The 12912-nt window shown below is 72.4% G+C and carries 13 protein-coding genes; 9 read left to right on the top strand and 4 right to left on the bottom strand.

The features are described from left to right. The first annotated feature begins 5 nt into the window (after positions 1-5). The 4 genes from ABLE88_RS12145 to mepA all read left to right on the top strand — a co-directional run bounded on the left by ABLE88_RS12145 (position 6) and on the right by mepA (position 3861). Complete coding sequence (locus ABLE88_RS12145) at positions 6-275, top strand: hypothetical protein (RefSeq protein WP_348831947.1); 270 nt, start codon at positions 6-8, stop codon at positions 273-275. A 138-nt stretch (positions 276-413) separates the two neighbouring features. Further along, positions 414-1784: a ribosome biogenesis GTPase Der gene (gene der, locus ABLE88_RS12150; RefSeq protein WP_348831948.1), complete on the top strand. Its 1371-nt coding sequence runs from the start codon at positions 414-416 to the stop codon at positions 1782-1784. A gap of 116 nt (positions 1785-1900) precedes the next feature. After that, positions 1901-2947: a L,D-transpeptidase gene (locus ABLE88_RS12155; RefSeq protein ID WP_348831949.1), complete on the top strand. Its 1047-nt coding sequence runs from the start codon at positions 1901-1903 to the stop codon at positions 2945-2947. Beyond that, positions 2947-3861, top strand: coding sequence for a penicillin-insensitive murein endopeptidase (gene mepA / locus ABLE88_RS12160; protein WP_348831950.1), 915 nt, complete (start codon positions 2947-2949; stop codon positions 3859-3861). Before ABLE88_RS12155 ends, mepA begins: the two co-directional genes overlap by 1 nt. 19 nt (positions 3862-3880) lie before the next feature. Here the strand turns inward: mepA and ABLE88_RS12165 are convergent, their stop codons facing one another. Then, on the bottom strand, positions 3881-4672 hold the full coding sequence (locus ABLE88_RS12165) for an SDR family NAD(P)-dependent oxidoreductase (RefSeq protein WP_348831951.1): 792 nt from the start codon (positions 4670-4672) through the stop codon (positions 3881-3883). 219 nt (positions 4673-4891) lie between these two features. Between ABLE88_RS12165 and ABLE88_RS12170 the strand changes: the two genes are divergently transcribed. The 3 genes from ABLE88_RS12170 (at position 4892) to ABLE88_RS12180 (ending at position 7976) form a co-directional block, all read left to right on the top strand. Next, positions 4892-5857: a polysaccharide deacetylase family protein gene (locus tag ABLE88_RS12170; protein WP_348831952.1), complete on the top strand. Its 966-nt coding sequence runs from the start codon at positions 4892-4894 to the stop codon at positions 5855-5857. A 149-nt stretch (positions 5858-6006) separates the two neighbouring features. Then, positions 6007-7260 (top strand): amidase, encoded by a 1254-nt coding sequence (locus ABLE88_RS12175; protein ID WP_348831953.1) that lies wholly within the window; start codon positions 6007-6009, stop codon positions 7258-7260. Between the two features lie 482 nt (positions 7261-7742). After that, complete coding sequence (locus tag ABLE88_RS12180) at positions 7743-7976, top strand: hypothetical protein (protein ID WP_348831954.1); 234 nt, start codon at positions 7743-7745, stop codon at positions 7974-7976. Positions 7977-8023: 47 nt separating this feature from the next. Here the strand turns inward: ABLE88_RS12180 and ABLE88_RS12185 are convergent, their stop codons facing one another. Both ABLE88_RS12185 and ABLE88_RS12190 read right to left on the bottom strand, forming a co-directional pair. After that, positions 8024-8737, bottom strand: coding sequence for a nitroreductase family protein (locus tag ABLE88_RS12185; protein ID WP_348831955.1), 714 nt, complete (start codon positions 8735-8737; stop codon positions 8024-8026). Between the two features lie 11 nt (positions 8738-8748). After that, positions 8749-10443 carry a SulP family inorganic anion transporter gene (locus ABLE88_RS12190; protein WP_348831956.1) on the bottom strand — a complete coding sequence of 565 codons (1695 nt, stop codon included), beginning with the start codon at positions 10441-10443 and terminating at the stop codon, positions 8749-8751. A gap of 529 nt (positions 10444-10972) precedes the next feature. Here ABLE88_RS12190 and ABLE88_RS12195 point away from each other — a divergent pair. Next, on the top strand, positions 10973-11485 hold the full coding sequence (locus ABLE88_RS12195) for a cold-shock protein (protein WP_348831957.1): 513 nt from the start codon (positions 10973-10975) through the stop codon (positions 11483-11485). A 233-nt stretch (positions 11486-11718) separates the two neighbouring features. Then, on the top strand, positions 11719-11913 hold the full coding sequence (locus ABLE88_RS12200; protein ID WP_348831958.1) for a hypothetical protein: 195 nt from the start codon (positions 11719-11721) through the stop codon (positions 11911-11913). A 379-nt stretch (positions 11914-12292) separates the two neighbouring features. Here the strand turns inward: ABLE88_RS12200 and yihA are convergent, their stop codons facing one another. Continuing rightward, positions 12293-12892: a ribosome biogenesis GTP-binding protein YihA/YsxC gene (yihA, locus tag ABLE88_RS12205; protein ID WP_348832183.1), complete on the bottom strand. Its 600-nt coding sequence runs from the start codon at positions 12890-12892 to the stop codon at positions 12293-12295. Positions 12893-12912: the final 20 nt, after the last annotated feature.

The raw sequence follows: 12912 nt of genomic DNA on the forward strand, positions 1-12912 counted from the left end.
GCTCCATGGTGAAAGCGCGCCTGCGCCTCGTGCGCCTCGCCCTCGCCGCCGGCCTCGCGCTGACGGCCGCCGGCTGCGAGTCGATGGAGAAGTTCAACCCCTTCGTGGAGAAGGAACGCCCGCTTCCGGGCGCGCGCCAGAAGGTGTTCCCCGAGGGGGTGCCGGGCGTCGACTATTCCGCCGCGCCGTCCCAGCCGAGCAATTCCAACGCCGTGCTCGACCGCCTGCCGGACCCCTCGACCAAGCCGGGCCAGCCGGGCCAGCAGACCAACTGAGCGCGGCCGCGGCCGCCGGCGCGCGGTCGTGCTAGAGTTTCACCGCCCGGACCTCGTCCTCGGGGGCAGGAGCGTCCGCCCGGCCCCCGTCCGCCACCCGTTTCAGACCCCGCCCGCAAGGGGCAACGAGCCGCACCCATGTCCTTCACGCTCGCCATCGTGGGCCGGCCCAATGTGGGCAAGTCCACCCTGTTCAACCGCCTCGTGGGCCGCAAGCTCGCGCTGGTGGACGACCGGCCGGGCGTGACCCGCGACCGGCGCGAGGGCGAGGCGCGCCTCGGCGACCTCGCGTTCCGCATCGTCGACACGGCGGGCCTGGAGGAGGCCGACCCGGCGAGCCTGGAAGGGCGCATGCGCGCCCAGACCGAGGCCGCCATCGCCGATGCCGACGCCATCCTGTTCATGATCGACGCCAGGGCCGGCCTCACGCCCACCGACCGCGCCTTCGCCGCTTTGGTGCGGCGCGCCGGCAAGCCCACCATCCTGGTCGCCAACAAGAGCGAGGGGCGGGGCGGGGAGGCGGGCACCATGGAGGCGTTCGCCCTCGGCCTCGGCGATCCCGTGCCGTTCTCCGCCGAGCACGGCGAGGGCCTCTCCGAGCTCTACGACGCGCTGCGCGAGGCGCTGCCGAAGCAGACCGCCCTCGCCGAGGACGACGACGTCGAGGAGGAGGTGCCGGACCCGGACGAGAGCGGCCGCCCCAAGCGCCCCATCAAGGTGGCGGTGCTGGGCCGGCCCAATGCCGGAAAGTCGACGCTCATCAATCGCCTCGTGGGCGAGGACCGGCTGCTGACCGGCCCGGAGGCGGGCATCACCCGCGATTCCATCTCCGTCGACATGGAGCACAAGGGGGTCAAGTTCGAGCTGTTCGACACCGCGGGGCTGCGCAAGCGCGCGCGCATCGACGACAAGATCGAGAAGCTCTCCGCCGCCGACGGCCTGCGCGCCATGAAGTTCGCCGAGGTGGTGGTGCTGCTGATCGACGCCACCCGCCCGTTCGAGGAGCAGGACCTGCGCATCGCCGATCTGGTCGAGCGCGAGGGCCGGGCTCTGGTGATCGGCTACAACAAGACCGACCTGGTGCCGCGCGGCGGCCTCACGGCGAAGCTGCGCGAGCAGGCGGACCACCTGCTGCCGCAGGTCAAGGGGGTGCCCATCGTCGCGCTCTCGGGCCTCACCGGGCACGGGCTCGACAAGCTGTTGGAGGCGATCGTCACCGCCTATACGCGCTGGAACAAGCGCATCGCCACCAACCCGCTCAACCGCTTCCTGCAGGAGGTGACCGACGCGCACCCGCCGCCGGCGGTCTCCGGGCGCCGCGTGAAGCTGCGCTACATGACCCAGCCCAAGGCGCGCCCGCCCTCCTTCGTGCTGTTCTGCTCGCGCCCCGAGGCGCTGCCCGAGAGCTATCTGCGCTACCTGTCGAACGGCCTGCGCGAGGCCTTCGACCTGCCCGGCGTGCCGATCCGCATTACCTTGCGGGAGAAGGACAATCCCTACGCCAATTGAGTGCGGCGGCCGGCTCGGGTAATTTTGGCGCGCGGATTCGCCGCGCAGGGAGCCGCCGCCCGGATCGTCCGATGCGGGCGGGGCGGGCTCCGCCGGCGGGACGGTGCGGGGAACCCATGCCACGTGATGTCGACGCCGGCCGACGCCGGACCCTCAAGCTCGCCGGCCTGTTGGCCGCCGGCGCCGCGCTCGACGCGCTGTTCCCCGCCATCGCCGCCGACGATCCGGACCTCGCCGCCATCAAGGCGCTGAAGCCCGGCGAGTTCGTCTGGCATCCCGAGCGCGCGCCCGACGGCTTTGTCGCCGTGGTGGTGAACCTCTCGGACCAGATGGCCTATGTCTACCGCAACGGCGTGCGCATCGGCGTCACCACCGTCTCCACGGGCAAGGACGGCTACGGCACCCCGACGGGCGTGTTCACCATCCTCCAGAAGGACGTGGACCACCATTCCTCGCTCTATAACGACGCCTCCATGCCCTATACCGAGCGCCTCACCTGGTCCGGGGTGGCGCTGCATGCGGGCGGGCTGCCGGGCTATCCTTCCTCCCACGGCTGCGTGCACCTGCCGCTGGCCTTCGCCAAGCTGCTGTTCTCCATCACCCATCTCGGCACCACGGTGATCATCGCCGACAATCATTCGGCGCCGCAGGACGTGCTGCATCCCGGCCTCGTCATGAGCGAGAACCTGGAGCAGGAGCTGGCGGTGGCGGCCACCGGCGCGGGCGCGCCGCAGGACGGCCAGACGCCGCCGGGCGCGGCCGGCTCGGGGCCCGCCGCCGCCCCGGCACCGGAGCCGGTGAGCATCGTCGTCAGCGGCGCGGACAAGACCCTGATCGGTCTCAGAGGCGGCAAGCCGGCGGTGACCGGGCCGGTCGCGATCGCCGATCCGGCAACGCCGCTCGGCAACGTGGTCTACGTGCTGGCGGCGGCCGGCGCCGGCCAGCCGGCGCGTTGGAACGCGGTTTCGCTGGAGGGCGGCAGCGCCGCCGCCGGCGCGGCCCAGCGCACCTTGTCGCGCATCACCCTCGACGCCACGATCAACGCCCAGGTGGCCGCCCTCGTGATGCCCGGCGCCACCTTGTTCATCACCGACTTGCCGGCCCATCCGGACACCCGCTCGCAGCAGGACTTCGTGGTGCTGACCCACAAGGCGGCCTCCTGATGGCGCGGCGCGGCCGCGCGCCCGCCAGCGTGCCGGCGGTCCTGCTCGGCCTCGCCGTCCTGCTGGCGGCCGGCGCCGCCGCTGGCCAGAGCGCGCCGCCGGCGGCGCTCGTGGGCAAGCCGGCCAAGGAGCTGTTCGGCAAGGTGGACGGCCCGGCGCCGCTGGCGGCGCGCGCCATCGGCTTTTATTCCAAAGGCTGCCTCGCGGGCGGGATGGCCCTGCCGGTGAACGGCCCCAGCTGGCAGGCCATGCGCCTGTCGCGCAACCGCATTTGGGGCCATCCCGAACTGGTGGCCTTCGTCGAGCGTTTCGCCGGCCAGGTGCCGAAAGTGTCCGCCTGGCGCGGCATCCTGGTCGGCGACATGGCCCAGCCGCGCGGTGGTCCCATGCTCACCGGCCATGCCTCCCACCAGCTCGGCCTCGACGTGGACATCTGGCTCACCCCGAGCCCCGGGCACGAGCTCTCCCGCGAGGAGCGCGAGAAGCTCTCCGCCACCATGATGGTGCGCCAGGATCGGCGCGACATCGACCCCGCCAACTGGCGGCCGGACCATTGGAAGGTGATCCGCCTCGCCGCCACCGACCCGCAGGTGGAGCGGGTCCTGGTGAACGCCGCCATCAAGAAGGCGCTGTGCCGCGACGCCACCGGCAACCGCGCATGGCTCGCCAAGGTGCGCCCCTATTGGGGGCACGATTACCACATGCACGTGCGCATCGGCTGTCCCAAGGACAGCCCCGGCTGCCGGCCGCAGGACCCGATTCCCGGCGGGGAAGGCTGCGGCGCCGAGCTCGACTGGTGGTTCACCGACGCGGTGCTGCACCCCAAGCCGTCGAAGGAGCCTTCGAAGCCGAAGCCGCCTTTGACCCTCGCCGATCTGCCCGAGGCCTGCACCGGGGTGCTGCTGGCCAAATAGCCGCCGGCCCGCCGGCGGCTCAAGGCAGGCGTTCCCGCATCACCCGGTGGGAGATGCGCGCGGCAAGGGCGCGCGGGGCGAAGCGGGTGGCGAAGACCAGCAGCCGGTTGGACAGCCCAGTCACCTCCAGGCCCTTGCCCGCCATCATCGCCGCGATCCCGCGCGCCGCCACCGCCTCGGCGCTGGCCGCGGGCGCGTCGGCGAACAGCCGGGCCCGCGCCATGCCGGCGCGGTCGGCAAATCCCGTGGCGGTGGGGCCGGGGCAGAGCGCGGTGACGGTGACGCCGGTGCCCGCCAGTTCCTCGGCCAGCGCCAGCGAGAACGAGAGCACATAGGCCTTGCTGGCGCCGTAGACCGCGGCGAGCGGCAGCGGCGCGAAGGCGGCGGTGGAGGCGACGTTGAGGATCCGCCCCGCCCCGCGCGCCCGCATGGCCGGCAGCGCGGCGGCGGTGAGCACCGTGAGCGCGGTGACGTTGGTGGCGATCATGCCGGCGGCGGCCTCCGCCGGCAGGGTCGCGAACGCGCCGTAGCTGCCGAAGCCGGCATTGTTCACCAGCACGTCCGGCGCGCGCGCGGCGATCTCGGCGGCGAGCGCCCGGGTCTGCGCCGCGTCCGAGAGGTCGCAGGCGCGGGTGTCCACCGCGACGTCGGTGCGGCCGGCGATCTCGCGCGCGGCGGTCTCCAGGCGGCCGGCGTCGCGGGCGACCAGCACCAGGCGATGGCCGAGCGCGGCCAGGCGATGGGCGAGGGCGAGGCCGATGCCGGCATTGCCGCCGGTGACCACCGCCAGCGGCGGGGAAGAAGGGGTCATCGCGATCTCCCGTTGGGCCGATCCGATCGGCGCGGCGCCAGTCTCCTCCCGATCCGCGCGCCGCGCCACCGCGCCGCGCCACCGCGCCGCGCCACCGCGCCGCGCCCCTTGCGGCCAACTGGGCCCTTGCCTGCGGCGGCGCGCCGTGGTGAGTGCTGCCACGGCGTCGCCCGCGCTTGTGCGCCGCCGGCGCGCTGCTTCGGGGGAGGGAAGGTCGTCGTGGTTCAAGCCTTGCGCCTGCCGCTGGCATGCGCCCTCCTGCTCGCGGCCGTGGGCGCCGCCGGTGCGGGCGCCGCGCCGCCCGCCTGCTTCGCGCCCGGCGCGCTCGCCGCCCGGCCCGGCGAAGAGGTGGTGCAGCCGCGCCGGACGAACGTTCTGCTGCCGGCCCGCGCGCTGCCGCCGGTGGCGCCGGCGCCGGCCGGCCTCGCCGGCTCGATCCGCCGGGTGGACCTGCCGGCGGGGGTGAAGCTGGTCGCCCTCACCTTCGATCTGTGCGAGGCCGGCGGCGAGATTTCCGGCTATGACGGCGCGATCTTCGACTATCTGCGCCAGGAAAGCGTGCCGACCACCTTGTTCGTGGGTGGCAAGTGGATGATGACCCACCAGGAGCGGGCGATGCAGCTGATCGCCGATCCGCTGTTCGAGGTGGGCAACCATTCATGGTCGCACGCCAACCTCACGGTGCGCACCGGCACCGAGATGCAGCGGCAGGTGGACGACGCGGACATCGCCTATGCGGTGCGCCGGGAGGATGCCGCCGCGCAGGGCTGCGGCATTGCCGGCCCGGCGCGTACGGCGCTGTTCCGCTTTCCCTACGGCTCGTGCAGCGCCGAGGCGCTCGGCTACGTGAATCGCACCGGCCACCTCGCGATCCAGTGGGACGTGGATTCCGGCGACCCCGCCTTCATCGGCGCCAAGGGGATGGCCGAGGCCATGCTCGCCGCCATCCGCCCCGGCTCCATCGTGCTGATGCACGCCAACGGGCGCGGCCGGCACACGGCCCAGGCCATCCGGCTGCTGATCCCCGCCTTGAAGGCCAAGGGCTATCGCTTCGCCACCGTGTCGGAGCTGCTCGCGGCGGGCAAGCCGGTGATCGCGCCCACCTGCTATTCCCTGCGCCCGGGCGACACCAAGGTCTATGACGACGCGGCGCGGCAGGGGCGGCGCGTGCTCGCCGTCCAGTGACGGCGCCCCCTTTGACGGCAAGCTGAATCTCCGCTCTGCTGGGGCCCCGTTTCCGGCGCCGGGCCTGCTCCCGCCCGGCCCCGCTTGCCCGCCCCCTGACGGCCCGGCGCCCCGCCGACGGGCCCGCCTCATGACCGGACTGAGAACCCATGCTGAAGGCCCGCGAGATTGCCCTTGCCTTAGGCGCGGGTCGCACCACGCCGCGCGCGGTGCTGGAGACCTGCCTTGCCGCCATCGCCGCGCGCGACGCGGACGTGCGCGCCTTCTGCGCCCTCGATGTGGCGGCGGTCCGCGCCACGGCCGAGGGCGATTTCGCGGGCACCGCGCTCGCCGGCCTGCCGTTCGCGGTCAAGGACATCATCGACACGCGCGATCTGCCGACCGCTTATGGCAGCCCGATCTTCGCCGGCCATCGACCACGCGCCGATGCGCCCGTGGTGGGTCAGGCGCGGCGCGCCGGCGGCCTGCTGCTCGGCAAGACCGTGACCACGGAACTCGCCTTCCTGAAGCCGTCCGAGACGCGCAATCCGCGCCGGCTCACCCATTCGCCGGGCGGCTCCTCCTCCGGCTCGGCGGCGGCGGTGGCGGCGGGCATGGTGCCGTTCGCCATCGGCACCCAGACCGGCGGTTCGGTGATCCGCCCCGCCTCCTATTGCGGCGTCACCGGCTACAAGCCCACCTACCGGCTGCTGCCGGCGCTGGGCATGAAGACCTTCTCCTGGCACCTGGACACCATGGGCCTGTTCGGCGCCGGGGTGGAGGACGTGGCGTTTGTGGCGTCCGCGCTCACCGGGCGGGATCTCTCCATCGAGCGCTTCGGCACCGCCCCGCGCATCGGCGTGCTCGCCACCGCGCGCGACGGCGCGGCGAGCGCCGACGCCCATGGCGCGCTCTCAGCCGCGGCGCGGGCCGCCGCGGCGGCCGGCGCGCGCGTGGTCGCGCTCACCTTGCCGCCGGAGCTCGAGGCCGCGGACGCGGTGCACGGGACGATCCAGGATTTCGAGGCGGCCCTGGCGCTGATGGACGAGGTCACCCATCACCGGGACCTGCTCTCGGACGGGATCCGGACCCATCTGGAGCAGGCCGCCGCCATCACGCCCGAGGCCTATGACGAGGCGCGGCGCATCGGCAAGCGCGGGCGCCACGCGCTCGGCGACCTGTTCGGGCAGGTGGACGCGCTCCTCACCTTCTCCGCCCCCGGCACCGCGCCGGAGGGCTTCTCCTCCACCGGCTCTCCTATGTTCAACCGGCTGTGGACGCTGATGGGCTGCCCGACGGTCAACATCACCGGCCTGTCGGGTGCCGATGGATTGCCCATGGGGGTGCAACTGGTGGGCCGTTTCGGGCGCGACCAGGCCGCCTTGTCCGCTGCCGCGCTGGTGGAACGGGCCATTGCTGCGTGAAATAACGTATGCCAACTGGACAATTCGTGCGCTGCACGCTGAGCGGAAGACGAAATCACAGAGTTACTTGGCCCAGCGGAGCCTTTGCGGCGCAGCGAGAAGGAATGCGCTGCAGCACATTTCAGGTCTTTTCAGGGCGCCGCGCTTTGCTACGCTTTCTCGCGAGGTCGATCATGCGGGGAGACGCTGGTGACAGTGACGCAGGTCTTGACGCTCCTGAAGCTTGGCGCCGCCTTCGCCTTCATTGGCGCGGTGCTGCTGGGAATTGCGTAGCCGCGGCACGGCCGGCCTCCGCGCGGGACTCCTACAAGAATACTAAGGAAGGTCGGATCGACCTACGCGGCGCCGGGGAGGGCAACCTCCCCGGCGTTCGTGTCCCGGCGCCGGAGCAGCCTTGACCAAGGGCGCCGCGGCGGGCAGTTTGCCGGCCGATCGTGCGCAGGCGCGCTCCGGCGCGGCCGGTTTTGGTTCGGGAGAGGTTCATGGCGGGTTCGGGTTCGGGCGGCAGGCTCCTGACGGTGGCGAGCGCCGCCATCCTCGTCGCCACCGAGGCGCTCGCCACGGCGGTGGCCGCGGGCTGGGCGCTCGCCGGCCTGTTCCATTTGGGCGACATCGGCCAATACCTGCTCATGGCGCTGTTCTCGGCCGTGGCGCTCTATGTGTCCTGGATCTATCTGCGCCGCGCCTCGGCCACCGAGGCGGCGCTGGCGGAGTAGAGGCCGGCCGCAGTCCGATCCGCCGGTCCCCATTCCGGATCGCGCGCTCACGGCCGCCAGTGGGTCACCACGTCCGCCAGCGCCGGCTGCGGCCGGTCCGGCGGCGTCTCGGCCGGGCGGCCGATATGGACGAAGCCGGCCACCTGCTCGCCGTCGCCGACGCCGAGGAGCGCGGCCGCCGCCTTGTCCCGTCCCGGCCATTTCAGCAGCCACTGGGCGCCGAAGCCGAGGGCGGTGGCGGCCGAGATCAGGTTCATGGCGGCGGCACCCGCGGAGAGCACCTGGTTGAATACCGGGATCCGCGACGCCGGGTCGGGCCGGCTCACCACCACCACGGTCACCGGGGCGCGCAGCAGATAGTCGTGCCACATCTGGCGCTTGTCCGGCGCGAGCTGCGGGTTCTGCGCCAGATAGAGCGCATCGAGCCGCGCACCGGCCACGCGGCGCGCCTCGCCCTCGATGACGATGAAGCGCCAGGGCACGAGGCGGCCGTGGTCCGGCACCCGCGCGGCGACCGCGAGCATGCGCGCCAGCGCGCCGGGGCTCGGCCCGGGCGGCACCAGAGCGCGCAGCGGCAGCGAGCGCCGGGTCTCCAGCAGCGTCAGCATCTCGGCGCTCTGAGGCGCCGAGATGGGCGCCGGCGCCGGCGCATCGCCGGGGCGCGCCGGTGCGCCGTGATGGCCCGCGGCGCGGCCGCCGGGCGCGGAATCGGACGGCGCCGCTCCGGCCGGCGCCGCGGGGTGGGGCAGGTCTGAGGCCATGGCGCGCCTCGTCAGGCGGCGGCCTTGATGCGGGCCAGAGCAAGCGCCTGGTCGAGATCGGCGACGAGGTCGATGTGGGCGCCCGGCGCGCCGTGCACCATCTTGTCGAGCACCGTGCGCGGCTGGCCCTTGAGGCCGGCCACCACCAGCTCGGTGCCGCCGCCGGCGCACTGGCGCGCGAAATTGGACAGCGCGTTGACACCGGTGGCGTCCATCATCGGCACGTCGGTCATGTCGAGGATGAAGACGCGCGGCTTCTGGCCGATCTTGTCCAGCACTTCCGAGAAGCGGGCGGCGGCGCCGAAGAACAGCGGCCCGCTCACCTCGAAGATCTCCACCCCGGCCGGCAGGGCGCCGCGGGCGTCGTGCTCCTCGCCGGTGCCGAACTCGGCCTGGGCGACGGTCGCGGTCTCGGCCATGCGGTGCATGAACAGCACGGCGGCGAGCACCACGCCGGTGGCGATGGCGACCGTGAGGTCCACCGCCACCGTGAGGAGGAAGGTGGAGAGCAGCAGCACCCGGTCGCCCAGGGGCGCGGACATGAGGTGGCGGAAGCGGTCCACCTCGCTCATGTTCCAGGCCACCACCATGAGGATGGCGGCAAGGCTCGCCAGCGGGATGGAGGCGGCGAGCGGCGCCAGAGCGAGCATCACCGCCAGCACGAACACGGCGTGCAGCACCCCGGCCATGGGCGAGCGGGCGCCGGCGCGGATGTTGGTGGCGGTGCGGGCGATGGCGCCGGTGGCGGGCAGGCCGCCGAACAAGGCGGAGGCGGCGTTGGCCACGCCCTGGGCGACGAGCTCGGCGTTCGGCCGGTGGCGCCCGCCGGTCATGCCGTCCGCCACCACCGCCGAGAGCAGGCTCTCGACGCCGGCGAGGAAGGCGATGGTGACGGCGCTCGGCAGTAGCTCCCACATGCGGGCGAGGGACAGCGCGGGAAGGTGCGGCGCCGGAATGGAGCCGGATATGCCGCCGAAGCGCGAGCCGATGGTCTCCACCGGCAGGCCCATGAGCGGCACTATGAACGCCCCCGCCACCACCGCGATCAGGAAGCCGGGCACCTTGGGCGCCACCTTGCGCAGCACCAGGATGAGGGCGAGCGCGCCCACGGAGAGCGCCGTGGTGGCGAGCGACAGGCCGGGCGCGGCCTTGAACAGGGCGATCCACTTGTCCAGGAACTCGGCCGGCACCTGTTCCAGCGGCAGGCCGAGGAAGTCCTTCACCTGGCTGGAGAAGATGATGACGGCGATGCCGGCGGTGAAGCCCGTGACCACCGGCTCGGGAATGTAGCGCATGAAATTGCCGAGCTTGGTGAGCCCGGCCACCAGCAGCAGCGCCCCCGCCATGAGGGTGGCGATCAAAAGTCCGTCATAGCCGTGATGGGCGATGACGTTGAACACCACCACCACGAACGCGCCCGTGGGCCCGCCGATCTGGTAGCGGCTGCCGCCCAGCGCCGAGATCAGGAGGCCCGCCACCACCACAGTCACGAGGCCCTTGTCGGGCGAGGCGCCCGAGGCGATGGCGAGCGCCATGGCGAGCGGCAGGGCGACGATGGCGACCGTGAGGCCGGCGACGGCATCGGCGCGCAGGTCGGCAAATCGGTAGCCCTGGCTGAGGGTGGTGACGAGCTTGGGCACGAAGCCGTCGCGCCGATGCGGGCGCTGGGGCGGACGGACGGGCGCCGTATTGGCGGCAATAGTCATGGGCTGCCTCGTTACGCAGCGGTCTCGGAATATCGGGGCCGAGCGAAATGGGTGGGATGAGCCGGCAAACTTTCCTGGATAAGGTCGGCGCGGGGTGCGCCGAACATTCATGTACCAAAAGGAAGCGGAACTGTGTTAGTCTCCTTTTCGGCCGGCCGTGTGCACAGGCGCTTTGTTTGGGCGCGATGAACCGGCCGTGTCCATTAGGCTGCGAGGCAAGAAGCGGGTGGTGGGGTTTGAGCGTTACGCGAAGGCGTCGTCGAAGTCGCCGGAGAAGTGCAATCTAAACTGCACAATGGACGCATATTAATCCCGCAGTGGTGGATGGCCCTTAGCCAGGATTGGCGACTGATCTTCAACGGAAATACACATGAGCCGTAACCGAGACTTCCGCGAGCCGCGCCGCCGTGGCTTTGATGACGATTTTCAGCCGCCGCGGGATCGCGGATTTGGTGGGGACCGCGCCTTCGCTTCGCCCAGCAGCAGCTTCAGTGCACCGGCTCCGTCGGGTCCGCCGATCGACGCCACGGTGAAGTGGTTCAACCCGGAGAAGGGCTTCGGCTTCGTGGAGCTGTCCGACGGCTCCGGCGACGTGTTCCTGCATGCCCGCGCCCTCGAGGCGGCGGGCCAGGAGAGCGTGCCTCCCGGTTCCAAGCTCTCGGTCCGCGTGGGCCAGGGCCAGAAGGGCCGTCAGGTCACCGAGGTGCTCGAGGTGGACACCTCCACCGCCGAGGCGGCGCCCCCGCGCCGTAGCTTCGGCGCCGGCCCCGGCGGTCCCGGCGGTCCGCGCATGGGCGGCGGCGGTGGTCCGCGCGCCGCGACCGGGCCGACCGAGGAACGCGTCGGCACGGTGAAGTGGTACAATCCCGACAAGGGCTTCGGCTTCATCGCGGTGGAAGGCGGCGGCAAGGACGTGTTCGTCCACGTCACCGTGATCTCCCGGTCCGGCCTGACCGATCTCGCCGAAGGCCAGCGCGTGGTGGTGCAGGTGGGCCAGGGGCCGAAGGGCCCCGAGGCGCGCGGCATCGAGCTCGCCGACTGAACCATCCGCGGCGGATGCGCATGTCGGCCGGCTCGCACGGCGCGTCGGCCCCGTTCCGCATCCGGGGGATGGCTGCCGACCGGGGCGTTACGTCCTCTGGACGTGGCGTCTTCCGGGCGGCTCTTCGCGTTCGCGGCGACTTGAGCGCCGCGATCCCAATTCACCGAGAGGTCGGGGCGGGCGCGCCGAAGGCTGCGCCCGCCCCTGTCATTTTTGCAGGAGTTCAAGACCAGATGTCGCAACAGGCAGAGGCTGATCTGGCCGGCCTTCTCGATCGCCTGAAATCCGCGCAGCGCGACCTTCTCCTCACCGCGGCCAAGGGCTCGACGCTGCCGTCCGACGGCATGCTGCGCAAGATCTCGGAGCTGGAGGGCGTCATCGCCGCCACCGAGGCGCTGATGCAGGAAGAGCAGCAGGCGCGCCGCTGAGATCGGGCGCCGCGCTCGGGCGCCGGCGTCTTGGCCGGAGCGCGTTGGCGCGCGCCGTCTCGGCGCGCCGGCGTGAACGACGTCGCCTGAGCGACTTGCCCTGAGCGACTTGCCCTGAGCGACTTGCCCTGAGCAACTTGCCCCGGGCGCTTGGGACGGCGCGTTCCGGCGCCGCCGACCGTGCGCGCGGCGGCCACCTGCGCCGCGTCGCCCTCCCGGCTTGACCGGAGGGCCCCGGCGCTGCTTCCGCCCCGCTGCCGCCCGAACCGATGTTCCGGCTGAGCCGGGGCAAGACGGCGTGCGGCAGGCCGTCACCCATCGGCATCGGCCCGCCATCGTGCCTCGGCCTGCTCCGCCCGGCCAGGCCGCGCGCCCGGCGTCACCCCTGCTCGGCCATGAGGCGCGCCACCGCGCCGCGCAGCTCGGCGAGCCCCGCGCCGGTGTTGCTGGAGGTGGGATAGACCACGGGAAAGGCCGCCGGGCGCTTGCGGATCTGCGCCTCAACTCCCGCGATCACCTGCGGCAAGGCGGTCGGCTTCACCTGGTCCGCTTTGGTGAGCACGATGGCGTAGGACACCGCCGCCTTGTCGAGCAGGTCCAGGATTTCCTCGTCCACCGGCTTGATGCCGTGGCGCGCGTCGATCAGCACGAACACCCGCGCGAGGTTCACCCGCCCGCGCAGATAGGCGCGGATGGTGTGCGTCCAGGCCGCGACCTTGTCCTTGGGCGCCTTGGCGAAGCCGTAGCCCGGCATGTCGACCAGGGTCAGGTCCGGCCCGGCGCGGAAGAAGATCAGCTCCTGCGTGCGCCCCGGCGTCACCGAGGTGCGCGCCAGCGCCTTCCGGCCGGTGAGCGCGTTGACCAGCGAGGACTTGCCCACGTTCGAGCGGCCGGCGAGCGCGATCTCCAGGCCCTGCATGGGCGGCAGGGTCTCGATGGTGGGCGCCGCGCAGACGAAGTCCCATTCGGCGGCGAACATCAGCCGCCCCCGCTCGAGGA

The organism is Xanthobacter luteus (assembly GCF_040049235.1).
Classification (GTDB): domain Bacteria; phylum Pseudomonadota; class Alphaproteobacteria; order Rhizobiales; family Xanthobacteraceae; genus Xanthobacter.